Source organism: Intrasporangium calvum, from assembly GCF_028446585.1.
Classification (GTDB): Bacteria; Actinomycetota; Actinomycetes; order Actinomycetales; family Dermatophilaceae; genus Intrasporangium; species Intrasporangium calvum_A.
Genome location: NZ_JAPFQL010000026.1, coordinates 13,636 through 40,613 on the forward strand (window position 1 = coordinate 13,636; position 26,978 = coordinate 40,613).

Here is a 26,978-nt window from a genome sequence, read left to right on the forward strand (position 1 = left end):
GCAAGTCTATTCACTGGGTCGCTGACAGCGGTCCGTCGAGGACGATGCTGCGCGTCAGGTGGCGCGGCTCGTCTGGGTCGAGGCCGGCGCGGCGGGCCTTCGCGAGGCAGAGGCGGTGCACCCGCACCAGCTCCGCGAGCGCGTCGCCTTCCCGATGCTCGAAGTGCGCCCCGGTCGCGCGGACCTGGTCGGCCAGGCCGTCCGGGACGTCACCGAGCGCCCAGACGGCGCGGCCGGGCGCGGCGATGCTGATCGGGCCGTGCCGGTACTCCATCGCGGGATAGCTCTCCGACCAGAACTGGGCGGACTCGCGGAGCTTCAGCGCGGCCTCGGTCGCGATGCCGTTGCTCCAGTCGCGTCCCAGGAAGGTGACCTGCTCGGCATCGGCGAGGCCGGCGAGAGCGGCCGTCTCGTCCTCGGCGAGGACGGCTCGGGCCTGTGCGATCGCGGGTGCGAGGTCCTCCCCGAGAGAGGCCCGCAGGAGCGCGAGGGTCGTCGTCGCGAAGCGGGTCTGCACGACGGACTGCTCGTCGACGTCCTCCATGAGCACCGTCGCGTGCGAGCGCTCGGCGATCGAGGTGCCGGCGGTCGCCACGAAGGAGACGTGGGGCGTGCCGGCGGCGAGGAGTCCCTCGAGGACCTCGACCACCTCGGTCGTCGTCCCGGAGCGGCTGATGAGCACAACGCGGTCGTAGCCGCGGGCCAGGCGATGCTCGGACGCGGCGAAGGCGTCGGTGGCTCCGAGACCGAGCGACTCGCGCCGCGCCGCGTAGGCCTGTCCCATGAACCACGAGGTGCCACACCCGATGGTGGCGACGCGCTCGCCCGGCTGGGGGAGCAGGTGGGCGACCTCGCCGGCGCGCTCGACGGCGCGCTGCCAGTCATCCGGTTGGGTGGCGATCTCGCGCTCGAGATGGCTGGCGGCCATGCACAACTCCTTGTGATTGTCTTTGCTCGAACCAAAGACTAAATGAGCAGAGTCATGCATGTCTAGCGGCGCCCGATGGCGGTAGGGTCAGGTCGTGAGCGCAGACAGCAAAGACCCCGTGCGCAATCGCGCAAGCCGTTGGTCCGTCATGCTGGACCGGCTGGCCACCACGGAGCGACTGGGCGTGACCGAGGCGGCCGAGCTGCTCGGGGTCAGCGAGGCGACGGTCCGCCGGGACTTCGCCGAGCTCGCCAAGCGCCAGCTCGTTGCGCGTAACCACGGCGGGGTCGTGGCGACCTCGGTCGCCTACGAGCTGCCCTACCGCTACCGCAGCAGCAAGGGGGACGACGGGCGCAGTCGGGTCGCGGCCGCGGCCGCCCAGCTCGTCCGGCCGGGCCAGGTCGTCGGGCTCAACGGGGGCACGACCACCACCGCGACCTCTCGCGCCATCACCGCCCGGGAGGACCTCGTCGACGGGGGTGGCATCACCATCGTCACGAATGCCCTCAACATCGCGGCCGAGGCGGTGCTGCGCCCGCACGTGCAGTGTGTGTCGCTCGGCGGGGTCGCCCGCCCCGAGTCCTACGAGGTCAGTGGACCCCTTGCAGCGCTCGTCCTCAACCAGCTCTGGCTCGACGTGGCGATCGTCGGGGTCAACGGGCTCACGGCCAAGGAGGGAGCAACCTGCCGCCATGAGGACGAGGCGGCGATCATCCGCACGATGATCGAGCGTTCGCGGGAGGTCCTCTGTGTGACGACCGGGGAGAAGCTCGGCCGCCGCGCCTTCGCCGCGATCTGCCCCCCTGAACGTCTCACCCACCTGGTGACGACGACGGACGCCGACCCTGACGAGGTCGACGCGCTGCGTGAGCTCGGGGTGGACGTCCACCTGGTCTGATCATGTTGCGCGATTGTGATCAGGTGAGTTGGTCGTCGCGCAAAACCGCTCTTGAACTCGGTCACCATGCGGCCTAGGTTGGGCGATGTCAGCGGCCGGCAGGGGCGGTGCGCCCGCAGGGAGCCGGCACCGAAGCAAGGAGTGACATGAGGTCGATGAAGACGTCAGGCATGATCGCCGGGATGGCGGTGGCCGCCATCGTGCTCGCCGCATGCGGTGGAGGGACCGGCGCCGGCAACGCAGGGGACGGCGGCACCCAAGGCGGCGCCGGGGGCGAGGCGAAGACGATCAAGCTCGTGGCCGCCGAGTACTCCAAGGACAACACCAAGGCGTTCTGGGACGCCTTCGCCAAGACCTACAAGGACAAGACGGGCTACACGCTCGAGGTCCAGATCATCAGCTGGGACAACCTGGACCAGCAGAGCTCGACGATGATCCAGAACAACCAGGCGCCGGACATCCTCAACCTCAACGCCTACGCGAGCTACGCCAAGGACGGGCTGCTCTACAACTCCGACGAGGTGCTCCCCGCGAGCGTCAAGAGCGACATCCTGCCCACCTTCGTCAAGTACGGCACCTACGACGGCAAGTTCTACGGCTTCCCCGACCTCAGCTCGGCGCGCGCCTTCTTCTACAACACGGACCTGTTCAAGGAGGCCGGCGTCGCGAGCCCGCCGAAGACGTGGGCCGAGCTGGAGGATGCGGCACGCAAGATCAGCGCGCTCGGCGACGGCAACGTCGGCTACGCCCTCCCGCTGGGCCCGGAGGAGGCCCAGGGCGAGTTCTCCATGTGGCTGTTCAACAACGGCGGCACCTGGAAGGACCAGGGCAAGTGGACGATCAACTCGGCGCAGAACGTCGAGACCCTGACCTTCCTCAAGAAGCTCACCGACGAGAAGCTGACCCAGAACAACCCGGCGCGGACCAACCGCGCTGACGCGTTCGACCTGTTCAAGTCGGGCAAGGCCGGCATGATCATCGGCTTCAGCCCGCTCGCCGCCGCCCTCGACGAGGACGGCAAGGTCAAGTACGCCGTCGCGCCGTTCCCGACGAACGACGGCTCCGAGAGCAAGACCTTCGGCGTCACCGACTACCTCATGGCGTTCAAGAAGCCGGGCAACAGCAACCAGGCCGCGGTCAAGGCCTTCTACGAGCTGTACTACCAGAAGGACCAGATCAACACCTGGATCAAGTCCGAGGGCTTCCTGCCGGTGACCCAGAGTGGCATCGAGGAGTTCCGCGGCGACGAGAAGCTCAAGGTCTACCTCGACACCCTGCCCAACGCCCAGCTGACGCCGACCGACGACCCGACGTGGGACCGCGTCAAGCTGGCGGTCCAGCAGAACCTCGGCCGGGCGCTGACCGGTGACCCCAAGGCGGTCCTCGACGAGCTGCAGCAGACCGCCGAGTCGGCGAGCTGAGCGACGGGCCGTTGGCACCCGCACGGAAGCTGCGCGGCGGGCGGGTGGGCTCGGTCCACCCGCTCGTCGCGCTGCTCTGGCTCGCACCGGCGCTCCTGCTCATCCTCGGCGTCGTGCTCTATCCGGCCATCAAGCTGTTCGACGCCTCCCGGAGCGAGTTCTCCATCACCGGGCTGCGCCGCGGCGACGCCGGCTGGGAGAACTACGCCAAGGTCCTCGATCACCCTTCGCTCGGCACCGTCCTCGTCAACACGCTGATCTGGGTCGTCGCGGTCGTCGCGGTCACGATCGTGCTCGGGCTCGCCCTCGCCCAGTTCCTCGTCAAGCAGTTCCCGGGCCGCCGCTACGTCCGCTGGGCGGTCATCGTCCCGTGGGCCGCGAGCCTCATCATCACGAGCCAGCTCTTCGTGCTCCTCTACGACTACAACTACGGGATCGTCAACCACCTGCTGCTCGGCGCAGGGGTCATCGACGCGCCGATCGACTTCCTCGGCGACGACAGCTGGACGATGTTCTCGATGGTCGTCGTCGGCGTCTTCGTCTCGTTGCCCTTCACGATCTTCGTCTTCATCGCCGGGCTCAACGCGATCCCCGACGACGTCCTCGAGGCCGCGACGGTCGACGGCGCGAGACCGCGGCAGCGCTACCGGAGCATCGTCCTGCCGCTGCTGCGGCCCGCCCTGATGATCGCCACGGTGCTCAACGTCATCTACGTCTTCAACAGCTTCCCGATCATCTACACCCTCAACGACCGGAACCCCGGCTACCTCCACGACACGACGATCACCTTCATGTACAAGCTGGCCTTCAAGAGCCAGGAGAAGGACGTCGGCATGTCCGCGGCAGCGGGGATCTTCAACGTCCTGCTCATCCTCGCGGTGGTCCTCATCTACCTCAAGATCATCAACTGGCGAGAGGAGACGAGTCGATGACGACAGGTGCAGCGCAAGCCGGCCCAGCGGCATACGGCCCCTCCTCCCGGCGGCGCAAGCGCGCCCTGATGGGTCTGGGTGGTGCCCTCGTCGCGTTCGCCTTCCTCGCGCCCTACCTGGTCATGGTGCTCGACTCCCTGCGGACGAGCAGCGACGTCAAGTCCACGCCGCCGTCGATCCTGCCGCGCGTCTGGCAGTGGGACACCTATGCCCAGGTGCTCGGCGACGAGCGGTTCCTCAACTGGTTGAAGACCTCCCTCATCGTGGCGAGCGGCTCCACCGTCATCGTCGTGCTCGTCGCCATCCCGGCGGCCTTCATGACGGCCCGGCACCGCTTCCCCGGCCGCGGCCTCTTCCTGCTTCTCGTCCTGGTGACGCAGATGTTCGCGCCGACCGCCCTGGTCGTCGGGCTCTACCGCCAGTTCTTCGAGCTCAACATGGTCAACACCTACGGGGCGCTCATCATCACCAACGCGGCGTTCAACCTCGCCTTCGCGATCTGGATCCTGCACGGCTTCTTCGCGTCGATCCCGCTCGAGGTCGAGGAGGCGGCCGCCCTCGATGGGGCGACGCGCTTCCAGGTGCTGCGGCGGGTGATGTTGCCGCTGACGCTCCCGGGCCTCGTGACGGCCACGATCTTCACCTTCATCGCGGCGTGGAACGAGTACGTCGTCGCCCTGACGCTGATGATCGACGACGACCGCAAGCCGCTCACCGTCGGGATGCGGGCCTACGTCACCGGCTACGAGCAGCACTGGGACCAGCTCTTCGCGGCCTCCGTCATCGCGGTCGTGCCGGTTGTCATCCTCTTCGCCGTCATCGAGAAGCATCTCGTCGGCGGCCTCACCGCCGGCAGCGTCAAGTAGTCCGCAGGGCGGGCGTCAGGCGGCGTCCGGGACGGCCTGCTCGGGCTCCCGGGGCGGGGCCGGCTGGGCAGCCACGGCGGTAGGCGCGGAGGACGCTCCGACGGGGGGTGCGGCGGCCGGCTCGGGGCGCGCTGCGGTCGCAGGAACGGCGGGGCGTGGCACGGGGACGGGGTCCCGGCTCGGCCGGGCCGCGATGCGCACGCTGAGCGCGACGGCGGTCGCGAAACCGAGCCCGAGCGGCACGACGACGGCCGTCACGGCCGTGACCGTGGCGACGGCGGTCGCCACTGCGGTGCCGACGAGCACCGCGCGGGCCACCATGGCGATGGCGCGCAGGCTGACGACGGTGCCGAAGACGGCCGTGGCCACGGTGACGACGAGGGCCGAGACGGTGAGCACGAGGACGAAGGCCGTGACCGCCACGGCCGTGATCAGCGTCAGGGCGATGAGGAAGGCGACGAGGGGCGGCGGTGTCGCCATGGCGTCGGCGAACGGGTCCGCGGAGGACGCGGGCAGCCCGAGGAGGTGGAGGGGGGAGGTGCTGGCTCCGAGTCGGGTCACTGCCTCATTCAAACGTGAACGACCTGCCGGTGGGGCCTTGGGGTGTCTCAAAAGTGGCTGAGGCATCCCACCTCTGTCGCTGTAGGCGGAGAACGCAGCTCCCCCAACAGGGGACGTTCGGGGACAAAGGTGCCCTCGAAGATCGGATGTTGTTGCCGCAGGCGGCCACTGGTTCGACCTCCACGAGCAGTCCCGATCACACCCCCATTCCTCCATCCATCGGAGGTCTGCTCCGCCGCGGGGCTCGCTCCCGGGGACCGCGCCCTCAGACCCCGACTTATCCTGAGGCGAGCACCCACCGAAAGGGAACCCACGATGGCCGTCACCGACGAGGCGATCATGAAGATCAAGGACATGATCGTCTCGGGGGACCTGGGCCCGGGTGACCGGCTGCCGCGCGAGGCGGATCTCGCGGAGCGGCTCGGCTTGTCTCGCAACAGCCTCAGGGAGGCGGTCAAGGCCCTCTCGCTCATCCACGTGCTCGACGTGCGGCAGGGCGACGGCACCTACGTGACGAGCCTCGAGCCGTCCCTGCTCATGGGGGCCATGGAGTTCGTCGTCGACCTGCACCGCGACGACACGGTGCTGCAGTTCGTCGAGGTGCGGCGCATCCTGGAGCCGGCGGCGACGGCCATGGCGGCGACCCGGATGAGTGAGGCCGACATCGCCGACCTGCGCGAGCACCTGCGGACGCTGGACGCGGCGCCGAGCGTCGACGATCTCGTCGCGACGGACCTGGAGTTCCACCGCAAGATCGCCCACGGCTCCGGCAACCCGGTGATCGGGTCGCTCCTCGACAGCCTGAGCGCCCCGACGCAGTGGGCGCGGGTCTGGCGCGGCCTGACGCAGACCAACGCGGTCGAGCGCACCATGGCCGAGCACCGTGCCATCGTCGACGCGATCGAGGCACGCCAGCCCGACGTCGCCCAGTCCTGGTCGACGATCCACATCGCGGGGATCGAGCTCTGGCTGCGCGAAGCCCTGTCCTGACGTCAGGCCGTGGGGCGCCCGAGGTCCGGGGCGTCCCGCAGCTCGACGAGCGACCCGGCGTGCTCCAGCTCGAGCACGACGACCTCGTTCGCCCCCGACCGCCACAGCGGCGCCGGGGCGTAGAGGGTCACCTGCGGCCCGACCTCCCAGTAGCGGCCCAGGAGCACGCCGTTGAGCCAGACGAACCCCTTGCCCCAGCCGGGCAGGGCCAGGAACCCGTCAGCTGCCGCCTCGACCTCGAGCACCGCCCGCCCGAAGACCGGCCCGGCCGACGCCGCGGCGACCCCGAAGGAGAGCCGGTCGGTCACCCCGTCATCGTCGAGCCGGATCGCGACCGACTCCCAGCCGTGCACGAACCGGTGTGCGATGCGGACCCCTGAGACCCCCTTGCGCTCGCCGATCGCCGGCCCGAAGTTGATCCGGCCCTGGTTCTCGACGAGCACGTCGATCCGGCTGGCACGACCGTCCGCCCGCGGCACCAACGGCAGCGCGTGCGGTGCCGAGTCATTGCGGTCGAGCACCCCGAGCACCGACCCGTCGACGAGCACGGTCGCTCGGTCGGCCAGCCCCTCGAGCACCAGCTCCCGTCCGTCCGGTGGCACGAGGGCGGCGCCCCGGTAGAGGACGAGGCCGTGGTCCTGGTCGAGCGCCTCCATCGGCAGCGGCAGCGGTGCCCGCCGCGGTGCATCGAACGTGTCGAGCGAGTCGAGCAGCGCGACCCAGCCCTCCATGGAAGCCGTCTGTGGAGCCAGCCGGGCCGGGAGGTCAGGGACGTCTGGAGCGGGCTCAGCGGCATACCTCCTGATGACCTCTCGGTAGGCGTGGAACTTCGCCCTCAGCTCGCCCGCCTCCCCGATGGGGGCGTCGTAGTCATAGCTGGTCACGGTCGGCTGGAGCGTGCCGTCGGCGAAGTTCGCGCCGTTCCACAGGCCGAAGTTCGTGCCGCCGTGGGCCATGTAGAAGTTGACGCTGGCCCCGGCGCGGAGCATCTCCTCGAGCACCCCGGCGGCGTCGTCGGCGTCGCGGACGTGGTGGCCCTCGCCCCAGTGGTCGAACCAGCCGTTCCAGAACTCCATGCACATGTCCGGGCCCTCCGGCTGGACCTTGCGCAGCTCGCCGAAGCCCTCGGCCACCCGCGACCCGAAGTTCACCGTCGCCAGCACCCCGGGGATGGTCCCCGAGGCGAGCCAGTCCGGTCCGGGCCCGTCGGACGTCAGCAGGAGGACGTCGATCCCCCTGTCCACCAGTGCAGCCCGGCAGTGCGAGAGGTAGGCTGCGTCGTCGCCGAAGGAGCCGTACTCGTTCTCCACCTGGACGGCCACGACCGGCCCGCCGTGAGTGGACAGCAGGGGCACGAGCACCGGGCACACCGCGTCGAACCACGCATCGAGCGCCTCGAGGAAGCGAGGGGCGCTCGTGCGCAGCGCCATCGCCTCGCCCTTCATGAGCCACGCGGGCAGCCCGCCGAAGTCCCACTCGGCGCAGATGTACGGGCCCGGCCGGACGATGACGTCGAGCCCGACGTCACCGGCCAGCCGGACGAACCGCGCCAGGTCGCGCGGCCCCGTGAAGTCCACCTCACCGCGACGACGCTCGTGGAAGTTCCACGCGACATACGTCTCGACCGTGTTGAGCCCCATGGCGGCCAACCGCCGCAACCGGTCCTCCCAGAGGTCCGGGTGGACTCGGAAGTAGTGGATCGCCCCGCTGATGATCTGGTGGGGGCGGCCGTCCCGGAGGAAGGTTCCGTCCGCCACGGTGAGGCGGGGAGCGGTGCTGGTCGTCACGAGGTTCCTGTCGGCGATGGGGTGCGGTGAGGGGGAGAGGCGCTACGTCACGGGGTCGGGACGAAGAACTGGAGCTCGGCGATCGCGGCGAAGGGTTGGCCGTTGATCGCGTTGAGCCCGACGACCTTGACGTAGCGGGCCGTCGTCGGCTGGGCGAAGCGCACGAGCTGCGGCGCCGTCGTCTCGGTGAAGACTCCGGTCGCCGCCGGCTGGCCCCACGCGGTGCCGTCGGTCGAGACGTAGACCTCGTAGTCCTTGATCCGGCCGTTGCTGCCGGTCGGGCGGCCCTGGACGGAGACGGCAGTGAGCTCGTGGCTCGCGCCGAGGTCGACCGCGATGTGGTGCGGGTAGTCGGTGACCTGCGCCAGCCACTCGGTGTGCCAGATCGTCGACGGGTCGTCGTCGATGGCGTTGCTGGCGCGCCCGTCCTCACCCTCGAGCTCCTGCGAGTCGAAGGAGTGGATGGTCATGCCGGCCTTGGGCAGCGCGGTCGGGGCCTCGTTGACTCGCGCGCCCCAGACGTTGAGCTCGCTCGCCCCGCCGAAGACGGCGCCGTTGATGGAGCTCAGCCCGACGAGCTTGACGTAACGTCCCCGCTTGGCGGCGAACTCGAGGTGCTGGACGTCGGCCGTGCTCGTGAACGCGCCCTTGGCGACCGGGTCGCCCCAGGTGCTGTTGTCGGCGCTGACGTAGACCTCGTAGTCCTTCATCGCGCCGTTGCCGACGCGCACTTGGTAGTCGAACCCGTCGACGTCGTAGTCCTCACCGAGGTCGAGCGTGATCCAGTGCGGGTAGGGCGTTGCGGGGCTGACCTGCGACCATGCGGAGTGCCACATCGTCGCCGCGTTGCCGTCGATGGCTGCCTGGGGCGAGCCGTCGCCCGAGCCGGGCTCGGTGTCGCTGACGCCGGCGATGGCGAGGCGCGACTGGGGGATCTTGCCGGCCGGGAGGGTGGCGAAGCTGCCCACGGCCTGTGCCGTCCGCGTGCCGCCGTCGATGCCGTATGCCGCTGAGCTCGTCAGCGTGTAGCTGCCGGGGGCCGTCGTGGCCGGGACCACGACCCGCCACGTCGTCTTGACCGTCGCGCCGGCGGCGACACTGGCGAACGTGGCAGCGGTCGTGGGGGAGACCGTCCAGCCGTCCGGTGCGGTCAGCGTGACGGTGACGTCGGACGCGGCGCCCCGCTCGTGGTTGGTGAAGGCGGTGGTGAAGGTGTTGGCCTCGCCCGGGACGAGACCGCTGGAGGGACCGGTGAGCTCGAGCCGGGCGCAGGCGCCGGGCTCGGCCGCTGCGCCGAGGTCGGTGACTCGCAGGTTGTCGAGGATGAAGTCGGCCTGGGAGCCGCCGACGGGGTGGCGGCGCAGTCCGATGAACGGGTCGCCGCAGGCCCCGGTGGTGATCTCCTGGGCGAAGTGCTGCGTCGTGCGCTGCTGGCCGAACGTCGTCGTACGCAGCTCGACGGCCTTGGACGTGCCTCCCGCGACCTGGTCGACGCCGGTGACGAAGGAGTAGGCGCCGGCCTGCGCATTCTGGTGGTCGAACTCCACCCGGTAGCGGCGGCCGGGCTCGAACGGGACGGTGCCGGCCCAGGTCCGGTAGACGAGGCCGCTCGCCTCCTCGTGCGCCTTGAGCGACCACTCGCCGTCGAGGACGTCGTCGACGAGCTTGCCGTTCCAGCCGCCCTGCGTGTACGGCGCGTTGATCCGGGCGAGGTGGGTGCGGGCGTCACCGCCGGCCTGGGCCGGACCGGAGACGAAGGGCAGCCACGCCTGGTCGACGCCCTCGAAGTCCTGCTGGGCGATGACGGTGCCGGTCGGCGGCGCCTCGGTGGTGGGGACGACGCGGACGTCGTCGACGCGCACGGGAGCGGTCCCGTCGGCCGCGGCCACCCGGAGCGTCGCACGTCCGTCGGCCGGGGCGGTGAAGATGACGCGGACCCGCTGGAAGCTCGTCGTCCGCAGCTCGTTGGAGGCCTCACTGTTGACCACGGTCGAGCGCTCGACGGTGTTGGCGGCCGTGACACCCGTGCCGGTGACCGACAGGGTCGTGGGGCGCGACTGGCCGGGCGCGACCTCGACCCAGGCCGACGCGGCATACCGCTGCCCCGGAGTTAGGCCGGTGAGCTGCTGGGAGATCGCTGCCGTGCCCGAGCCGAGGCCCAAGCCGAGCTGGGCGACGCGCTGCCCGCCGGTCGTGAGGCGCTGCTGGGTCACGGGGCCGGTGGGGTTCCACGGGGCGAGGGTCGGCGCGTTGAAGCCGGGGTCGTCGACGAGGGTGCCCTGGCCGTAGGCGGGGTCGACGGCGGCGGGCGCGGCGTCCGGGTAGAGGACGTAGGCCGTGCCGGCCTTGGCGGTGAGGGTGACCGAGCCCTTGCGCGGGGTCACGGTGCCGACCCTGGTCCGGCCGCTCTCGCCGAGCTCGTAGAGGGTGAAGGACGGGACGCCACGGAGTGCGGGCGTGAGGCGCCACGTGGTGCGGCCGCCGGCCTTGTTGTAGTGGTAGGCCTTGCTCGGGGTGAGCGGGGACTTCTCGCCCCAGGGCAGGAGATAGGCGTCGCCGTCGAGCACCGTGGAGTCGGCGATGAAGAGCTTGCGCGTGCCGCTCGTCGTCGTGCCGCGCACGGCCCCCTCGAAGGTGAGGTCGAAGGTGATGTCGGAGCCGGACTTCGTATCCGTCCACTTGGTGATCTCGAAGTGCTGGAGGAACTTCGTCGGCAGCTGGCCCTCCCAGACGTTCCTCATCAGGGCGTCCCAGTCGCGGTGACCGGTCCAGCCCTCGGCCTCGACGATCGTGGAGCCGCCGAGGACGGGGTGTGGGTTCCACACGTCCTTCTGGGTGTTGCGGATGAAGCGGACGATGGTGCTGTTGACGCCCTTGTTCGTCACGCCCCCGTAGTTGCGGTCGGTCGCCCAGTGCGACCAGATGTTGTCACGCTCGAGGGAGTAGGCCCACTCGGACCCCATCTGCCAACCCTGTTCGCGCAGTGCCCGGTTCATCGAGTCGGGGATCCAGCCGAAGCCGTAGTAGACGTCCCAGTAGAGGACATCGAGGTTGCCCTTGGTCTCGTCGCGCAGCTGCTGGGTGCGCCGGAGCAGGTCGCCGGAGTTCAGGTCCCGGCGCTGGTTGATGTAGTAGCTCTGGTTGAGCCAGTTCCAGCCGCGGGCGTTCTTGTCGACGAGGGTCTCGCTGAAGGCGCGCGCCTCCGGATAGGACTCGGTCGCGTTGACGTGGACGCCGAAGTCGGCGCCCCACTTCTCCCCCTCGACGAGGAGGGTGTTGAGGTCCTTCAGGCCGCCGGCCCGCTCGTTGTAGTTGCCGCCGTAGTCGGGGTGGGCGCTGTCATGGCCCTCGGCGCCGTAGCCCTTGAGCAGGGCGAACTGACCGAGTCCGTCGGTGGCGACAGAGATGCGCTTCGTGTCGTCGAGGGTGCGCAGGAAGGGGTGGGTGGCCAGGCTGCTGAAGTTGAACGGGATGCGCTGGACGACGCGGTCGCGGACCTGGTCGGCGCCCGCGGGCACGTAGGCGATGTCGCGGAAGGCGATCGCGCCGTCCTGCCAGTCGACCCTGGCGTCCTCGTTGCGGTCCACGGTGACGACGACCTTGGCCCAGGGCAGCTCGCTCTGCGCGGGGGCGCCCTCGCCGCGGACGGTCCACTGGCCGGGGGCGATCCCGACGCGCTTGGTGCCGCCGGTGCCGGCGCGGACCTGGTGCCACAGGCGACCGTTGTCCATCCGGGTGCCGCCGACCGGTTTGTCGTAGGTGCCGTTCGTCTCGACGCTCGCGGCGAGCTGCGCGGTGTTGACGATGCCGTAGGCCGCGCCCACGGGCGCCGACTCGACGACGTCCGCGGCGGTGACAGCGGCGAAGACGTCCGCGTTGCGCGTGGAGTTGGTGTCGATCGTCGTGAACGCGGTGCTCGCTCCGGACTGGTCGCTCGCGACGGAGACGAGGTCGAGACCGGGGACGTCGAAGGTCCCGACCGTGACGGTGGGGGAGTCGGTGACCTTGGTGACGCGCCAGGTGAGGACGTTGCCCTCGACCGAGACGGTGAGCTCGACGGCGACGCCCGGCAGGTCGGAGAAGGTGAGTCCGTATGCTGCTGAGCTCGCTCCCGGGGTCACCGTGACCGTCGCGGTGTGCGGGGTGCCGTTGATCGTGACGGACCGGACGGGATCCGGCTGGCCGCCGAGCGTCGCCCCGGAGGGCAGGGCACGGTAGCCGAGGACCTGGGGGAACTGGGGGTCGAGGGTGGCCTCGAGGGAGCCGGAGGCGATGACGAGCGGGGTGTTCGCCGCGGCGTGGAGGGCCGCGGGAACCGGGATGGGACTGGCGTGTGCAGCGGGTGCGAGCGCGGTGCCGGCGAGTCCGACGACGCCCGCCCCGAGAGCTGCAACGACCCGCCACGACAGTGTGGTGCTGGATCCGTGCATGAGGAGATGCCTTCCAGTCAAATATATTCGTACAGTGAACGAAGTATTTGAGTGGAGGGAGGCGAGTGTCAACCCCTAGTGGGTGTCGATGAGCGTGGGGTTGTCGAAGACGTCCTCGAGAGCGACGATCGCCCCGCCTCGCGCCGTGGAGCTGATGCCCAGGCGGGAGACGACGAGCCGCGCGCCGCTGCCCTCGTCCATGCGGCGCTCGGCGAGGGCTGCGCCGAGGGGCTCGAGGAGGTAGTCGCCGAAGAAGGCGAAGTAGCCCCCCAGGACGATGACCTCCGGGTTGAGGACGTCCACCAGGACCGACAGGCCGCGGGCGAGGTCGTCGGTGATCTGCCGCAGGGCTGCCAGGGTGCGCTCGTCGCCGGCGTCGGCGCGCGTGTGCAGGGTGTGCAGGCGGTCCTCGAGCGGGCGCGTCGGGTCCTGCACCTCGTCGTCCTCGGGTGCTGCCAGCCGCAGCAGGGCCGACAGGCCGACGATGGTCTCCCAGCACCCGGTGCGACCACAGCCGCACTGGCGGCCCTCGGGGTCGAGCGGCAGGTGGCCCACCTCGCCCGAGAAGCCGGACCATCCGCGGATGAGCCGGCCTTCGGCGATGATGCCGGCCCCGACGCCGACGTCGCCCGAGAGATAGAGCAGGTCGCTGACGCCCTCAGGGGCCCAGGCTGCGTACTCGGCGACGGCGCCCAGCTTTGCGTCGTTCTCGAGGTGGATCGGTGGCACGTCCGGGCCGATCCGATCGGCCAGCTCGGCGACGATCGGCACGTTGCGCCAGCCGAGGTTCGGGGCGAAGCGCACCGACCCCGCTGCGTAGTCGATGACTCCGGGTGGGGAGACCGTCAGCCCGGCGACGATCAGGCCGGCTTCGCGGATCGAGTCGAGCATCCGGTTGACGAGAGTTGCGACGCGGTCGAGGACGGCGTCGACAGGCAGCCGTGGGACGTCCACCGGCGTGGACGACTCCCGGATCACGGTCCCCGAGAGGTCGACCGCTGCGAGGGCGACGTAGTCGACGTTGATCTCGATGCCGAGCCCGCAGACGCGTCGGCCGTCGAGCTCGACGGTCAGCCCGGGGCGGCCGACCGTGCCGGCGCGGTGGAGCTGGCCCTCCCGGACCAGCCCCCGCTCGGCCAGATCGCTGATCAGGCTCGACATCGTCGCCTTGGAGAGGCCGGTCTCCGCGGCCAGACGCGCTCGCGACCGGCCGCCGTGGGCGCGCAGGTGCCGGAGGATGAGGGCCATGTTGGCGGCACGCATCTGGGCCTGGTCGACCCGGCCGGCCGCTGCGGACGGGCGGCGCGGGGTGTGGCTCGTCGATGTCATCGTTCTCCCTCCTGGCCGGATCCTCCCACGGGGCTCGGAATCCCGGTCCGATGACGATGACATTGGGGCATTGACTTTGGCAAACTTAGTTAGGACACTGGCCGAACGAATCGGGATCAGTGCCGTCCCGCCAGGGCCGGCGTCGCAGAAAGCAGAGTCGCTCATGTCCTCACGCACGGCTCGGACCACGGGTTCCCTCGCCGCCGCCGTCTCGCTCTCCCTCGTCGCAGCGTGCTCGTCCGGGACCCCGGCCGGCCCCAGCTCGGCACCGGCGAGCTCGGCGGCCCCGGCCACCCCGGTCTCCATCGAGTACCTCCACCGGCTGCCCGACGGGGAGGGGATGACCAAGGTCGCCGACATCGTCGCGAAGTGGAACGCCGAACACCCCGACGTCCAGGTCACCGCGACGAAGTTCGACGGCAAGGCGGCCGAGATGGTCACCAAGCTCGAGGCCGACATCAAGGCGGGGACCGCTCCCTGCCTGGCCCAGGCCGGCTACGCCGAGGTGCCGTCCCTGTTCACCAGGGGCCTGCTCGAAGATGTCACGACCGACGCCGAGAAGTACCGGTCGAACTTCTCCGAGGGTGCCTTCACGCTCATGACCGTGGGTGGCACGGCCGTCGGCCTGCCGCAGGACGGTGGGCCCCTCGTCTACTACTACAACAAGGCAGAGTTCGATCAGCTCGGCCTGCAGGTGCCCACCACGGCGGAGGAGTTCACTGCTGCGGCGGCCAAGGCAGCCGAGAAGGGCAAGTACATCGCCGCCTTCCAGCCCGACGAGGCGCAGTACTCCTTGTCCGCCCAGGCCGCGGCGGCCGGGGCGACCTGGTACTCGGCAGACAACGACCAGTGGAAGGTCGATGCCTCCGGAGCCGCGACCCAGAAGGTCGCTGCGTTCTGGCAGACGCTGCTCGACTCGAAGTCGGCCATCGTCGAGAACCGGTGGGGCGACGGGTTCAAGAAGGCACTGACCGACCAGAAGCTCATCGGCACGATCGGTGCGGCCTGGGAGGCCCCGCTCCTTGCCGGAGACATGGCAGGCAGCCCCAACGAGGGCCAGTGGGCCGTCGCCCAGCTCCCGCAGCTCGGTGACGCACCGATGTCCGGCCCCGACGGTGGCTCCGGCGTCGTCGTCCTCAAGGGCTGCCCGGCGCCGGCCCAGGCGATGGAGTTCAACAACTGGTTCAACACCCAGATCGACGGGCTCGTCTCACAGGGCCTCGTCGTCGCGGCGAAGGGCGCGATGACGACACCGGAGCCGGTCAAGGCCTTCTACGGCGGGCAGGATGTCTTCGCCGAGCTGGCCAAGGCCAACGAGGCGCTCAATCCGAACTTCCCCTACATCCCGACCTTCCCGGCGATCGGCGCCGACATGGCGCAGGCCGCGGACCGGGCCGGCAAGGGCGAGGGCAAGGTCGCCGACATCTTCACGGCCGCGCAGCAGGCCTCGGTGGCGTCGCTCAAGGACGCCGGCCTGCCCGTGGCGGGATGACGATCACTCACGAGGGGCACAACCGTGCCCGGCGGCGGCGCGAGGCCAGGACCGGCCTCGCGTTCGTCGCGCCCTTCGCCCTGCTCTTCCTCGTCACCTTCGTCATCCCCATCGCCGTCAGCATCCGCTCCTCCTTCTACCGGGCCAAGCCCTCGGGGGGCGGCCTCTACGGCGGTGGGGAGCTCGTCGACACCTTCGTCGGCGCGGAGAACTACGCCCAGGTCCTCGGCAACCGGCTCTTCTGGGACGGGATGGGCCGCGTGCTGCTCTTCGGGGCGGTCCAGATCCCCGTCATGATCGGCGCGGCGCTCGCCCTCGCGCTGCTCCTCGACTCGCTCCTCGTGCGGCGGGTCACGATCTTCCGGCTCGGCTACTTCCTGCCCTATGCGATCCCCGGGGTCGTTGCGGCGCTGGTGTGGACCTACATCTACAGCCCGCGGATGTCACCCATCAACCAGGCGCTCGAGGCCGTCGGCGGGGGGATCGACTTCTTCGCCCCCGGCACGATCCTCGGCTCGATGGCCAACATGACGACGTGGACCTTCACCGGCTACAACATGCTCATCTTCCTGGCGGCGCTGCAGGCCATCCCGGGAGACCTCTACGAGGCCGCCCGCATCGACGGAGCCAGCGAGTGGGCGGTCGTGCGGCGCATCAAGGTGCCGCTCGTCGGCCGCGCCGCGATGCTCGCCGTCCTGCTGTCGATCATCGGCACCATCCAGCTCTTCAACGAGCCGACCGTGCTCGCGGCCGTCAACCCGTGGATGGGCAAGGCGTACACGCCGATGATGATGGCCTACAACTCGATGACCGGCGGGGTCTCGCCGTCAGGCGCCGGCCCGGCCTCGGCCATCTCGATCGTCATGGCGATCGGCGCTGGTCTCCTCGCCGCCGGCTACGCCTTCCTCCAGCGAAAGACCGTCTGACATGTCGAACCGCGCGGACGTCCCGCCGTCGTTGCAGCCCTCCCGGGCGGCTCGCGTCCTGACCTGGCTCGTGCTCGCCCTCGCGCTGGCCTACTTCCTCGGCCCGGTCTACTGGCTCGTCGTCTCGTCGACGAAGAGCAATGCCGACCTCTTCTCGACGAGCGGCCTGCTGCCGGCGGCCAACAATGCCGCGGCGAACTACTCCGCGCTGATGTCGTGGACGCAGGGCAACTTCTGGCGGTGGGTGGCCAACTCGATCCTCTACTCCACCATCGCCGGCGCGCTGGGCACGCTCCTGTCCGTCAGCGCCGGCTACGGGCTCGCCAAGTTCCGCATCCCCGGCAAGGGGGCCATGCAGGTCGCCCTGCTCGCCGGCCTGCTCCTGCCGATCTCCCTGCTCACCGTGCCGCTCTATCTCGTCTTCCACGGGGTGGGTCTCGTCAACACCCCGTGGGCCGTCATCATCCCGTCGTGCGTCAGCCCGTTCGGGGTGTTCCTCGGCCGGATCTACGTCGAGTCGTCGGTGCCGGACGAGATCATCGAGGCGGCCCGGCTCGATGGCGCGAGCGAGGCCCGGACCTTCTTCACGGTCGTGCTCCGGCTCCTCGCGCCGGCCATGGTGACGATCTTCCTCTTCATCTTCGTCGCGACGTGGAACAACTTCCTCCTCCCGCTGATGATGATCACCTCGCCTGAGCTGAAGCCGGTCACCCTCGGCCTCTACGGGATGATGAGCTACTTCAACCCGCAGTACGGCGCGGTCCTGCAAGGCGCCCTGCTCGGCGTCCTGCCGCTCGTCGCGCTCTTCCTCGGCCTCCAGCGCTACTGGCGAGCCGGCCTCGCCAGCGGCTCCGTCAAGTAGCGCCTCCCGGACCGCACGTCAGATCTCGCCGCCCTTGAGGTAGGCCGGGAGCGGGACGAAACCGCTGGCGCAGCCGGACTCGTCGAGCAGGCGTCCCATCAGCTTGACCGTCCGCAGCACCAGCGAGCGGTCCGCGATGTGCACACCGGGCATGCGCTCCTCGATGGTCGCCTCGAGCCGCTGCACGTCGTCGAGCGTGCGGGTCCACACGTCGACGGCGAGGTCGTACTGGCCGACCATCGCGACCACGGCGCGGGCCTGCTGCAGCGCTGCGATCCGGGAGGCCACGTTGGCGCGCTGGGAGGCGGGCGTCTTGAGGAAGTACCACGTACAGAGCGGGTAGCCCGAGTAGCGCCGGGCCAGCTCCGTGCGAAACCGTAGACGACGCGTGCCGACGACATCGGCGATGAGGTCCCGGGCCCGGCGCGGGCGCAGGTCCAGACGCTCGGCGAGCTCGGCGGCGGAGATCCGCCCGTCCCGGGCCAGCTCGCGGGCCACCGCCTCGAAGAGCGGCGAGATGCGGGCCCGGTTCGGTGGTGCGAGGTGCGGAGTGAGGCGGTTGCGCTCGCCCTCGGCGAGCCCGGGCAGACGCCAGCTGCTCCCGTCGACGTAGGTGCGCGTCACGGGGTGGGAGTGGACCGAGAGCACGAGGCCGAGCGGATGGAGCCGCTCCAGGAGGAGCTGCGCGAGGGCGTCCTCGTCGCCGGCGATGATCGTCAGGACGAGCTCCCGACCACCCGCCGTGAGGTCGATGGTGGCCACCTCCGGCACCGTCGCCAGCTCGTCCGCGATGGCCAGGACCTGGCCCGGTGGGACCCGGAGCTCGACGAGGGCCACGCCGAGTCCGAGGGTGCCCGTGCCCGGCCCGAGGTTGGGGGCGACGGTGATCCATGCGGCGCCCGCCTCGGAGAGCCGGGCCCACCGCCGCGCGAGCGTCACGGCGCTCGGCCCGAGGATGGCCGCGAGCTCGGTCCACGACGCACGCGGCCGCACCTGCAGGGCGGCGATCAGGCGCCGATCGTCGGTGTCGAGGTCCAGATCCGTCATGACAGGCCTGACTTTCAGCCATCTTCTTCGTCGGTCGCCGCGATCGTAGCGCCGTTTCTAGCCTTCAAGAGCCGGGATCACCCAGATCCGTCGCGGCGCAGCCCGGTGAGATCCGCCGCCCTTCGAAAGGAAACCGCATGTCAGTGGTCGAACAGGTGCTGGGACACCTGCCCGCGACCCGGGACTGGCAGGAGGAGCTGTACCGCGACCTGCACGCCCATCCCGAGCTCAGTCTGCACGAGACCCGGACCCGCTCGATCATCGCCGAGAGGCTCTGCGCCCTGGGGTGCGAGGTGATCGAGGTCGGCGGTGGCGTCGTCGGCGTCCTGTCGAACGGCCCCGGCCCGGTCGTCCTCCACCGCGCCGACATGGACGGCCTTCCCGTGACCGAGGAGACCGGGCTGCCCTATGCCTCGACCGACACCACCGTCGACGACAGCGGCGCCACGGTCGGCCTCATGCACGCGTGTGGCCACGACGCCCACATCACCTGTCTCCTCGGCGCCGTCGAGCTGCTCGCCTCCGAGCCCGGCCCCTGGGCCGGCACGTTCATCGCGGTGTTCCAGCCGGCCGAGGAGAACGCCGAGGGCGCGCAGGCGATGGTCGACGCCGGACTGACCTCGCTCGTCCCCCGCCCGGACGTCGCCTTCGGCCAGCACGTCCTCGCGCACGAGGCGGGGGTCATCGGGACCCAGTCCGGCCCGGTCCTCTCCGCGGGCGACAGCATCCGGATCACCGTCTTCGGCAAGGGCTCACACGGCTCGATGCCCCACCTCGGCGTCGACCCGGTCGTGCTCGCGGCCTCGATCGTCCTGCGGCTCCAGACCGTGGTGGCGCGCGAGGTCGCCCCGACCGACTTCGCCGTCCTCACCGTCGGGTCGAGCATCGCGGGCTCGAAGAGCAACGTCATCCCCGACCGAGCGACCCTGCTCGTCAACCTGCGCGCCTACGACACCGAGGTGCGCGCGAAGGTCATCGAGGCGGTCGAGCGCATCGTCCGCGGGGAGTGCGCCGCGGCCGGGTCCCCCGAACCGCCCACCTTCGAGTACTACGACCAGTTCCCCCTGACGGACAACCACGCCGACGTCACCTCGACCGTCACCACCGCCTTCCGGGAGCACTTCGGCCCCGAGCGGGTCGTGCCGCTCGGCCGGATCCCCGCGAGCGAGGACTTCAGCCGGCTGCCCGACGCGTTCGGCACGCCCTACACCTACTGGGGCGTGGGTGGCTTCCCATCCGGCCAGGGCGTCCCGAACCACTCCCCGTTCTTCGCACCCCTCATTCAACCCACGCTCGACACAGGCACCGAGGCGATCGTCGTCGCGGCGCTCTCGTACCTTGGAAAGGACCACCAGTGAGCACGACCCAGGCTGTGGCAGCCCCCGCAGCGAAACGCACGTTCCAGGGCAACGACAAGCTCCTCACCGGCATCGTCCTGGGGGTGCTCACCTTCTGGCTCTTCGCCGGGACGGTCGGCACCATCGCCCGGGCGATCCTCACGGACATCAACGGCGGCCCGATCGACGACATCGCGACACCGCTCGTCAGTCTCAACCAGATGAACCTCGCCGTGTCCATCACGGCCCTCTTCTCCGGCCTGTTCATCGTCGTGTTCGGCGGTCTCGCCGACCGGATCGGCCGGGTCAAGATCGCCATGGCCGGCAACGTCCTCAACATCGTCGGCTCCCTGCTCCTTGCCCTGGCCAGCGGGTCGGCCGCGCTGCCCATGCTCCTCACCGGTCGCGCGCTGCAGGGTCTCTCGGCCGCCTGCATCATGCCCGCGACGATGGCGCTGGTGAAGACCTACTGGGACGGGCCCCAGCGGCAGCGCGCCGTCTCGATGTGGTCGATCGGGTCCTGGGGCGGTTCGGGGATCGCGGCGCTCTTCGGCGGCTTCGTCGCCTCTGCCTACGACTGGCGCGTCATCTTCTACGTGTCGATCGTGGTCTCGCTCGTCGCGATCTGGCTGATGCGCGGCACGCCGGAGAGCAAGGCGGACGCCGGCTCGCACCGACGCCTCGACCTGCCCGGCCTCGCCGTCTTCATGGTCACCGTGCTCGCCCTGATGATCGTGCTCATCTTCGGCCGGCAGATCGGCTGGGGCAGCCCGTTGACGCTCGCCCTGGGAATCGTGGCCGTGGTCGGGGCCGTCGTCTTCGTCCGGATCGAGCGGTCTCGTGAGGTCCCCTTCATCGACTTCGCCCTCTTCAAGAACACCACCTTCACGGGTGCCACGCTCTCGAACTTCCTGCTCAACGGGACGATCGGCCTGCTCATCGTGAGCCAGCAGATGCTCCAGATCGCTCGGCCCGAGATGTTCGACCCGTGGCGAGCCGGCCTGCTCACCATCGGTTACGCGGTGGCGATCATCGCCTTCATCCGGGTCGGCGAGAAGCTGCTGCGCCGCTTCGGCCCCCGCAAGCCGATGCTCTGGGGCTCCGGCATCGTCGGCCTCGCCTGCCTCGCCCTGATCCCGACGAACGTCCTGGTCGGTCAGTACCAGGTCCTCGCGATCGTCTCGTACACCCTCTTCGGGATCGGCCTGGCCTTCTACGCGACGCCGTCCACCGACGCGGCCCTGTCGAACCTGCCGCCGGCCCAGGCCGGTGCCGGTGCCGGCATCTACAAGATGGCCTCCTCGCTCGGTGGCGCGATCGGCGCCGCCATCTCCCTGACGATCTTCACGTCGTTCCTCGGCCCGGGCGTCTCCATCGTCGGCGACCTCCTCGTCACGCAGGGCATCCACACCAACGAGGCCGTCCGTCAGGCCGGCGCCGTCACCTTCCTGTTCAACCTCGTGATCGTCGTCGTCTCGATCGTGTCGATCCTCGTCACCGTGCCCAAGGGCCGGAAGTACAACGAGGACTGAGCGCGCGACGCGCGATCCTGCGCGCTGGGTGGGAGGGGGTCGTGGCCGGATCAGGGCATGATCAGGCCATGACCCCCTCTCTCACTGATGCGGAGAGCCGACCGGACCTCCACCGTGAGCCGTTCGTCCACCTCGTCGACGTGGCGCACGACCGCGCCCTCGTGGCCTGGGGGGCGTTCTTCTTCGAGCGGACGCCGCAGGGCCGCTGGGACATCATCGACGACGAGGAGCTGCCGGGCCGGGTGGGCCGGCACACCTGCATCGGCGCCAGCGCAGAACCGTTCGGCCGCAGCACCGTCCAGGTGCTGTCGACCGACGGAGACGTCGTCGCCGAGGCCTCGACGCAGGACCGGGCCTGGGTGTGGGTCGAGGGCCTGGAGCCGGACACGGACTACCGCTACCGGGTCGTCGTTGACGATCAGGAGTGGGCCGCGGGGGAGCTGTGGGACTGGGTCCCGGTGAGCCGGGGTGGCTATGACCTCGCACCGGCGGGCCGCCGTTACGACCTGCGCTTCCGCACCTGGCCGGCGCCTGACGCCCCGACACCGTCGCTGCGGTTCGTCGCCATGGGTGACTACGGCGTGGGCATGCGCGCCGACGCCGAGTCGAGCCGGCGACAGCAGCGCATCGCCGATGTCCTGGACCGGCTGGTCACCGAGCACGACGTGCGCTTCGCTCTCTCCCTCGGCGACAACGTCTACCAGGGCGAGCAGGGACGCGTGGACCAGGAGGGCGGCGGGGAGGACGACGACTGGTACTCGAGCTTCTTCCAGCCGTACCGCCTGGCCATCGCCAGGATCCCGATCTTCCCCGCGATCGGCAACCACGACAGCGCCGACTCCGAGAGCAGCGACGACCGGGCCCAGATGGAGGACAACTTCCACATCGTCGAGCGGTTCCACCACGGGCTGGAAACGGCCTCGGTGCAACCCGGGCTGTTCTACCGCCTGCGCTACGGCGCCGACCTGGAGCTGGTGTGCCTCGACACCTCGCTCGACAGCGAGGACGAGGAGGTCCACCGCTACTTCCAAGCTCCCCAGCATCAGGAGTGGCTGCGAGAGACCTTCCGAGAGGGACGGCGGCGGTGGGTCATCCCCTTCTCGCACCACCCGGTCTACACGGCCGGCCCCGACCACGAGAACGACGAGGAGATGCGTGCGGCCTTCGAGCCCCTCTTCGATGCTGCGGGGGTGCGGCTCGTGCTGGCGGGACACGAGCACAACTTCCAGGTCAGCGAGGTGCACGGTCGCACCTACGTCGTCTCCGGGGCCTCGGGGCAGCTCGACGAGCGGGTCCCGGAGGGCTTCGAGCGGGCTCACACGGCTGCCTGGTCTGGTCAGGCCCACCTGCTCCTCGTCGATCTCGACGAGCGGGAGGCGCGGGTGACGCCGGTCGCCGGCCTCCTCGGCGAGGGGCTGCACCCGATGACCGCACTGTCGCCGTCGAACGATCTCGTGGAGCCGCCGTTCGTGATCCGCAGCGCCAACAGCTGAGAAGTGTGCAGAGAAAGTTCTGGATTCAACCGGATTTCGTGTCATGATGAGCGCCACTACTCGTCTTACGAGTAGTGGCCGTCTCTTCGGAGACGGTTGCCAGGGCGTCGACGCGCATTCGTGGAGGGGTGCGCGCCGAGGCCCGACCCGGTGGAAGCGGGGCGACCTGCACCACTCGGGAGGCCCGGGGCCAGCCCTCGGAGCCAATGGTGCCGCCCCGTCGGTTCCGGCGTTCCCCCCTGTCGCCGGCTGACGGGGCGGCCCTCGCTCTTTCCGGGCCCGCCCGCCGACTTGGGCGAGTGCTCAGGGGAGGATCTGCCAGACCGGCGAGCTCACTCCCGACGCGGTCTTCGTGTCGAGGGGCTCCGGTGCGCCGACGACTGTGCACCCGGAGCCGTCGAGGGCGCATTCGACCAGCCCCTCCTCGAGGTCGGCGTTCTGAGCCACGACCGTGATGGACTCGTCCCGGTCGCTGACCGCCCGGCCGTTGAGCATCAGGCCGCTGGGGTTGCCGTCGACCCGGAGGACCCGTTTGCCGTCGCTCGACCGCATCACCCAGAGGTCGTAGGGCGCCCCGCCGTCGATCCGGAGGCCGCCGACGAGGAACCCACCTGAGGAGGAGAAGGCGTCGGGAGAGAAGTCGCCGCAGCCCGTCCAGCGAACGGCCAGCTGGGCCGTGGCGTCGAGGATGCGGAAGCACGCGTCGTCCCCGGCGTCGGTGGGCCGGAAGACGACGAGGCCCGCCCCCGAGTGAGCCGGCCCGAACCGTCCGTCGAACCGCTTGAGCGCGCCGGTCGCCAGGTTCCACGTGTAGCCCTGTCGCTGCTCGCTGCGGATGTCGTTGGCGAAGACGACGTCGCCGATGATGCCCGAGGCCAGCAGGCCTGCCCGGGGGGCCGTGGCCACGACGTCGCCGGTCGAGTCGATGACGTGGAGTCGCTCGGAGCTGTCGGAGTAGGCGGCCCTGGTGCGGTCCGAGTCGAACGCGAGGACCGTGCCGGTGGACAGGCGAGTTCGTTCGGCGCCGGTCACCCCGTCCCAGATGACCACCGCCCAGTCCCCATCGGACAGGACCGTGCCCAGCACGGAGCCGTCTGCGAAGAGCCCGTTGACTGCGCCGATCTGCGAGTCCGCGGGGACCTCCAGCGTGGCCTGGTGGTCCCGCAGGACGTCGTGCACCGTCGTGCCGTGCGCGTAGGAGACCGCGGGGGAGCGGGCAGCGGCACCGAAGCTCGGACGAACCGTGGCGAGCGGTGCGGCGTCGGCGTCGACGGTGGGCGCCGGAGTCGTCGGCGGCACCGAGGTCGTGGAGGGCGCGGGCGTGGTCGTGGAGGGCGCGGGCGTGGTCGTGCCGGAGGAGCTCAGCGCCGCGATCGTCGAGCGTGCGGGTCCCGGGCCGGTGAGGCCGCTCTCGCGCAGCCCGTTGACGACGAACGGCGCAGCCACGACGAGCGCCGCCACGGCGGACGCGGCGCCGGCCAGCCGCGCGCGGTTGCGTCGCAGGCGTCGGGAGCGCTTGATGGCGGGCGCGGTGAGGTCCGAGCTGGCGTTGAGTCCGTCGAGCTGGCCGTGGAGCGTCTCGGCGAGTCGCCGCTCGACCTCGTCGCGCCCGCCCTGCTGGTCCGGAGATCTCTCGGTCATGCCGGCACCTCGGCAAGGCGGCTGCGCAGGGTGGCCAGGGCTCGATGGGTCTGGGACTTCACGGTGCCGATGGAGCAGCCGAGGACCTCGGCGGTCTGGGCCTCGGACAGGTCTTCGTAGTAGCGCAGCGCGACCGCGGCTCGTTGCCTGGGCGGCAGCCTGAGGACGTGCTGCCAGAGGCTGTCGTCCGGGGAGACCGGGCCCGGGTCCGTGGAAGCCGTGCGGTCGGCGAGGTGGGTCGCGTCGAAGTCGACGGTCTCGCGCCGGCGCCACGCGCGGCGCCACCAGGACGTGTGCTCGTTGACCATGACTCTGCGCACCCATGCCTCCATCGCCCCGGCCTGCCGGATCGTGTCCCACTTGAGGTAGAGCCGGGCGAGCGCCGTCTGCGTCAGGTCCTCCGCGGCCATGCGGTCGCCCGTGAGCAGGTAGCCGAAGCGGACCAGGGCGTGCTGTCGTGCGCGGACGAACTCCGCGAACTCCTCCTCGGCGTCACTCCTCATCACACCCCCTGTGGCACCTTTCTCCTCTGGAAGACGCAGGTGGCCCCTTCCATGGTTGCAGCGCTCGCAAGCCAACCTGCAGCCGTATGCCGCTGGGCTCACCACCAATCGAAAGAGCAGTTCGCGACGTGTCGCGAACTGCTCTTTCGATTGGGTGGGTTGTCGCGAACTGCTCTTTCGATTGCGGTCAGTTGAGGGAGAGCATGATCGGGTAGCGCATCATCGCTGAGTCCTCGGAGCTGACCGACACGGCCTCGAGGTCCGTCGAGCAGGTGCCCGTCGACACACTGCACGAGGCGATGGTCTGCTCGGTGTCTCGCTTGCTCACCGGGACCACGACGATCGCGTCGGCGGACCCGGCCCCTCGCCAGCTGGGCGACCAGGCGCCGTCCGGCGCGGCGACCGTCATGAGGATGGCGCCGTCGTCGGCGCTCGCGACCTTGAAGTTGCTCGAGCCGGGGCCGTCTGCAACGTTCGGACCGACCACCATCGAGCCGTCGGCAGTGAAGTGGGTTGGTGCGAACTCCCCGCAGGACCAATGGTTCACCGCCCCGGCCTTGAGGTCGAAGATGCCGTAGCAGGTGTTGCCCGGGTCGTAGTCCTGGTTGGGCCACAGGATGGCCAGCGAACGACCCTCGTGCAGCTCGGCGAAGCTGCCCGCGACGACTGCCGCCGTGGACGTGCCGGTGGTGTCCCACGAGCGGGTTGAGGTGCGGCCCTTCTCGTCGACCGTCACGTAGTAGAGGATGTCGCCCCACTGCCCCGACGGGCGGGCGTTCTCGTCACCGGTTCGCAGGGCGTTGCGCTGGTCACCCTGGGCGTCATAGATCCGGATGGTCCCCTTCGAGTCGGTGGCCGCGACCCGGGAGCCGTCCGCATTCACCGCCAGCCCCTGGGCGGCCGCCCTGGCGACCTCGACACCGGACGCATCGAGGAAGCGCATCGTGGAGACTCCCTCGTCGGTGGCGGTGTGGACGAGGACACCCCCATTGGCGAGTCGGGCCACCCCCCGCAGTCCGGTCGAGACCGGGAGGCGGACTCGCCGGTCCCCGTCGTGGAAGACGCCGTCGAGGACATAGGCCACCCGGGGGGTCCCGGTCACGGGACCGCTCTCGAGGGTGACGGCCACCTGCGGCTCGGCATCCGAGTCGGCAGTGGGTGCCGGCCCGGGCTTGCGCGTGTCGGCCGGAGTCGGTTCGGTCGTCGGCGGGGGAGTGCCGGTGTCGCTGGCCGACGGGGTCGGCGAGACCGGCGCGGTGGACGACGTCGCCGGAGTCGGCGGTGCGTCCGTGCCGAGGTTCGACCACGCGATGGGGGTGGCGACGGCCAGGGCGGTGACGGCGGCAGCGGCAGCCATGGTGTTGCGACGACGGGCGCGACGTCGCTCGAGTCCGATCGCCGCGACGGCGAAGTCGCCGGTCGCGTCGATGCGCTCCGCGTCGTGGTGCAGGGTCCGGCGCAGGTCCAGCTCGTTGGGGCTCATGCCGTGACCTCCTTCATGGTGACGCGCAGGGCGTTGAGCGCCCGGCTGGTGTGGCTCTTGACGGTGCCGACGGAGATCCCGAGGACCTCGGCGGTCTGCGCCTCGGTCAGGTCCTCGTAGTAGCGCAGGATGATCGCTGCGCGCTGCTGCGCCGGCAGGTTGCGGATGTGGTTGCGCAGGTCGTCGTCGGCGTACTGGTCGGCCGGGGCGGCGGGGTCGGCGTAGGTGATCAGGTCGCTGCCCGTGACCTCCTTGTGCCGCCAGGTCCGGCGCCACCAGCTGTGGTGCTCGTTGATCATCGTCTGGCGTACGTACGCATCGGGCGAGCCGTGGATGCTTCCCCACTTGCGGTAGACCTTGGCAAAGGCGCTCTGGACCAGGTCCTCGGCGCTGTGCGGATCACCGGTCAGCAGGTAGGCGAAGCGAACGAAGTGGCGTTGCCTCGCCCGGACGTAGGCCGTGAAGTCGGCCTCGCGATCGGCGGTTTCCATGTGGTTCCCCTGTCGAAGGAGTGGACCTC

General features: G+C 70.2%; 21 protein-coding genes. 11 read left to right on the forward strand and 10 right to left on the reverse strand.

The features are described from left to right. Window positions 1–10 precede the first annotated feature (10 nt). Entirely contained in the window at window positions 11–928 is a 918-nt protein-coding gene (locus OO014_RS07650) for an SIS domain-containing protein (protein WP_272461700.1), read from the reverse strand. A 94-nt stretch (window positions 929–1,022) separates the two neighbouring features. Between OO014_RS07650 and OO014_RS07655 the strand changes: the two genes are divergently transcribed. From OO014_RS07655 to OO014_RS07670, 4 genes are all read left to right on the forward strand, one after another. After that, on the forward strand, window positions 1,023–1,826 hold the full coding sequence (locus OO014_RS07655; protein WP_272461701.1) for a DeoR/GlpR family DNA-binding transcription regulator: 804 nt from the start codon (window positions 1,023–1,025) through the stop codon (window positions 1,824–1,826). Window positions 1,827–1,972: 146 nt separating this feature from the next. Then, window positions 1,973–3,247 (forward strand): extracellular solute-binding protein, encoded by a 1,275-nt coding sequence (locus tag OO014_RS07660; protein WP_272461702.1) that lies wholly within the window; start codon window positions 1,973–1,975, stop codon window positions 3,245–3,247. Between the two features lie 11 nt (window positions 3,248–3,258). Next, window positions 3,259–4,179: a carbohydrate ABC transporter permease gene (locus OO014_RS07665; RefSeq protein WP_272461703.1), complete on the forward strand. Its 921-nt coding sequence runs from the start codon at window positions 3,259–3,261 to the stop codon at window positions 4,177–4,179. Then, the gene (locus OO014_RS07670; protein ID WP_272461704.1) at window positions 4,176–5,045 is read left to right on the forward strand and encodes a carbohydrate ABC transporter permease; all 870 of its coding nucleotides are present in this window, start codon (window positions 4,176–4,178) and stop codon (window positions 5,043–5,045) included. Before OO014_RS07665 ends, OO014_RS07670 begins: the two co-directional genes overlap by 4 nt. A gap of 15 nt (window positions 5,046–5,060) precedes the next feature. Here the strand turns inward: OO014_RS07670 and OO014_RS07675 are convergent, their stop codons facing one another. Then, window positions 5,061–5,606: a hypothetical protein gene (locus OO014_RS07675; protein WP_272461705.1), complete on the reverse strand. Its 546-nt coding sequence runs from the start codon at window positions 5,604–5,606 to the stop codon at window positions 5,061–5,063. A gap of 315 nt (window positions 5,607–5,921) precedes the next feature. Here OO014_RS07675 and OO014_RS07680 point away from each other — a divergent pair, with 315 nt between their 5' ends. Continuing rightward, window positions 5,922–6,596, forward strand: coding sequence for a FadR/GntR family transcriptional regulator (locus OO014_RS07680; RefSeq protein WP_272461706.1), 675 nt, complete (start codon window positions 5,922–5,924; stop codon window positions 6,594–6,596). Between the two features lie 2 nt (window positions 6,597–6,598). Here the strand turns inward: OO014_RS07680 and OO014_RS07685 are convergent, their stop codons facing one another. The 3 genes from OO014_RS07685 to OO014_RS07695 all read right to left on the reverse strand — a co-directional run bounded on the left by OO014_RS07685 (window position 6,599) and on the right by OO014_RS07695 (window position 14,142). Then, window positions 6,599–8,383, reverse strand: a complete 1,785-nt coding sequence (locus OO014_RS07685) for a glycoside hydrolase family 35 protein (protein WP_272461707.1) — start codon at window positions 8,381–8,383, stop codon at window positions 6,599–6,601. 47 nt (window positions 8,384–8,430) lie between these two features. Then, window positions 8,431–12,813 carry an endo-alpha-N-acetylgalactosaminidase family protein gene (locus tag OO014_RS07690; RefSeq protein ID WP_272461708.1) on the reverse strand — a complete coding sequence of 1,461 codons (4,383 nt, stop codon included), beginning with the start codon at window positions 12,811–12,813 and terminating at the stop codon, window positions 8,431–8,433. Window positions 12,814–12,888: 75 nt separating this feature from the next. Then, window positions 12,889–14,142 (reverse strand): ROK family transcriptional regulator, encoded by a 1,254-nt coding sequence (locus OO014_RS07695; RefSeq protein ID WP_272461709.1) that lies wholly within the window; start codon window positions 14,140–14,142, stop codon window positions 12,889–12,891. Window positions 14,143–14,305: 163 nt separating this feature from the next. Between OO014_RS07695 and OO014_RS07700 the strand changes: the two genes are divergently transcribed. From OO014_RS07700 to OO014_RS07710, 3 genes are read left to right on the forward strand one after another with little or no spacing between them, the layout of a single operon-like run. Further along, window positions 14,306–15,634, forward strand: coding sequence for an ABC transporter substrate-binding protein (locus OO014_RS07700; protein ID WP_272461710.1), 1,329 nt, complete (start codon window positions 14,306–14,308; stop codon window positions 15,632–15,634). After that, a complete protein-coding gene (locus tag OO014_RS07705; protein WP_272461712.1) occupies window positions 15,631–16,560 on the forward strand; it encodes a carbohydrate ABC transporter permease in 930 nt (309 codons plus the stop codon). The genes OO014_RS07700 and OO014_RS07705 overlap by 4 nt, the downstream gene beginning before the upstream one ends. A 1-nt stretch (window position 16,561) precedes the next feature. Further along, window positions 16,562–17,422 (forward strand): carbohydrate ABC transporter permease, encoded by an 861-nt coding sequence (locus tag OO014_RS07710; RefSeq protein ID WP_272461713.1) that lies wholly within the window; start codon window positions 16,562–16,564, stop codon window positions 17,420–17,422. Window positions 17,423–17,440: 18 nt separating this feature from the next. Here OO014_RS07710 and OO014_RS07715 read toward each other — a convergent pair whose 3' ends face one another. Continuing rightward, complete coding sequence (locus tag OO014_RS07715; RefSeq protein WP_272461714.1) at window positions 17,441–18,469, reverse strand: Lrp/AsnC family transcriptional regulator; 1,029 nt, start codon at window positions 18,467–18,469, stop codon at window positions 17,441–17,443. Window positions 18,470–18,606: 137 nt separating this feature from the next. Here OO014_RS07715 and OO014_RS07720 point away from each other — a divergent pair, with 137 nt between their 5' ends. From OO014_RS07720 to OO014_RS07730, 3 genes are all read left to right on the forward strand, one after another. After that, window positions 18,607–19,827 carry an amidohydrolase gene (locus OO014_RS07720; protein ID WP_272461715.1) on the forward strand — a complete coding sequence of 407 codons (1,221 nt, stop codon included), beginning with the start codon at window positions 18,607–18,609 and terminating at the stop codon, window positions 19,825–19,827. Next, complete coding sequence (locus OO014_RS07725; RefSeq protein ID WP_272461716.1) at window positions 19,824–21,338, forward strand: MFS transporter; 1,515 nt, start codon at window positions 19,824–19,826, stop codon at window positions 21,336–21,338. The genes OO014_RS07720 and OO014_RS07725 overlap by 4 nt, the downstream gene beginning before the upstream one ends. A gap of 68 nt (window positions 21,339–21,406) precedes the next feature. Then, window positions 21,407–22,831 (forward strand): metallophosphoesterase, encoded by a 1,425-nt coding sequence (locus tag OO014_RS07730; protein ID WP_272461717.1) that lies wholly within the window; start codon window positions 21,407–21,409, stop codon window positions 22,829–22,831. Window positions 22,832–23,134: 303 nt separating this feature from the next. Here OO014_RS07730 and OO014_RS07735 read toward each other — a convergent pair whose 3' ends face one another. The 4 genes from OO014_RS07735 to OO014_RS07750 all read right to left on the reverse strand — a co-directional run bounded on the left by OO014_RS07735 (window position 23,135) and on the right by OO014_RS07750 (window position 26,949). Further along, window positions 23,135–24,472 (reverse strand): hypothetical protein, encoded by a 1,338-nt coding sequence (locus OO014_RS07735; protein WP_272461718.1) that lies wholly within the window; start codon window positions 24,470–24,472, stop codon window positions 23,135–23,137. Continuing rightward, window positions 24,469–24,975, reverse strand: coding sequence for a SigE family RNA polymerase sigma factor (locus tag OO014_RS07740; protein WP_272461719.1), 507 nt, complete (start codon window positions 24,973–24,975; stop codon window positions 24,469–24,471). Before OO014_RS07740 ends, OO014_RS07735 begins: the two co-directional genes overlap by 4 nt. A gap of 187 nt (window positions 24,976–25,162) precedes the next feature. Next, window positions 25,163–26,458, reverse strand: a complete 1,296-nt coding sequence (locus OO014_RS07745; protein ID WP_272461720.1) for a hypothetical protein — start codon at window positions 26,456–26,458, stop codon at window positions 25,163–25,165. Further along, window positions 26,455–26,949, reverse strand: coding sequence for a SigE family RNA polymerase sigma factor (locus tag OO014_RS07750; protein WP_272461721.1), 495 nt, complete (start codon window positions 26,947–26,949; stop codon window positions 26,455–26,457). The genes OO014_RS07745 and OO014_RS07750 overlap by 4 nt, the downstream gene beginning before the upstream one ends. Window positions 26,950–26,978 lie beyond the last annotated feature (29 nt).

What these genes read in the sequence shown, in the direction of transcription:
- OO014_RS07745 (WP_272461720.1), bottom strand. Translation starts at nt 26,458, where the DNA reads ATGAGCCCCAACGAGCTGGACCTGCGCCGGACCCTGCACCACGACGCG.
- OO014_RS07650 (WP_272461700.1), bottom strand. Translation starts at nt 928, where the DNA reads ATGGCCGCCAGCCATCTCGAGCGCGAGATCGCCACCCAACCGGATGAC.
- OO014_RS07680 (WP_272461706.1), top strand. Translation starts at nt 5,922, where the DNA reads ATGGCCGTCACCGACGAGGCGATCATGAAGATCAAGGACATGATCGTC.
- OO014_RS07695 (WP_272461709.1), bottom strand. Translation starts at nt 14,142, where the DNA reads ATGACATCGACGAGCCACACCCCGCGCCGCCCGTCCGCAGCGGCCGGC.
- OO014_RS07750 (WP_272461721.1), bottom strand. Translation starts at nt 26,949, where the DNA reads ATGGAAACCGCCGATCGCGAGGCCGACTTCACGGCCTACGTCCGGGCG.
- OO014_RS07730 (WP_272461717.1), top strand. Translation starts at nt 21,407, where the DNA reads ATGACCCCCTCTCTCACTGATGCGGAGAGCCGACCGGACCTCCACCGT.
- OO014_RS07715 (WP_272461714.1), bottom strand. Translation starts at nt 18,469, where the DNA reads ATGACGGATCTGGACCTCGACACCGACGATCGGCGCCTGATCGCCGCC.
- OO014_RS07660 (WP_272461702.1), top strand. Translation starts at nt 1,973, where the DNA reads ATGAGGTCGATGAAGACGTCAGGCATGATCGCCGGGATGGCGGTGGCC.
- OO014_RS07735 (WP_272461718.1), bottom strand. Translation starts at nt 24,472, where the DNA reads ATGACCGAGAGATCTCCGGACCAGCAGGGCGGGCGCGACGAGGTCGAG.
- OO014_RS07740 (WP_272461719.1), bottom strand. Translation starts at nt 24,975, where the DNA reads ATGAGGAGTGACGCCGAGGAGGAGTTCGCGGAGTTCGTCCGCGCACGA.
- OO014_RS07705 (WP_272461712.1), top strand. Translation starts at nt 15,631, where the DNA reads ATGACGATCACTCACGAGGGGCACAACCGTGCCCGGCGGCGGCGCGAG.
- OO014_RS07670 (WP_272461704.1), top strand. Translation starts at nt 4,176, where the DNA reads ATGACGACAGGTGCAGCGCAAGCCGGCCCAGCGGCATACGGCCCCTCC.
- OO014_RS07710 (WP_272461713.1), top strand. Translation starts at nt 16,562, where the DNA reads ATGTCGAACCGCGCGGACGTCCCGCCGTCGTTGCAGCCCTCCCGGGCG.
- OO014_RS07700 (WP_272461710.1), top strand. Translation starts at nt 14,306, where the DNA reads ATGTCCTCACGCACGGCTCGGACCACGGGTTCCCTCGCCGCCGCCGTC.
- OO014_RS07690 (WP_272461708.1), bottom strand. Translation starts at nt 12,813, where the DNA reads ATGCACGGATCCAGCACCACACTGTCGTGGCGGGTCGTTGCAGCTCTC.
- OO014_RS07720 (WP_272461715.1), top strand. Translation starts at nt 18,607, where the DNA reads ATGTCAGTGGTCGAACAGGTGCTGGGACACCTGCCCGCGACCCGGGAC.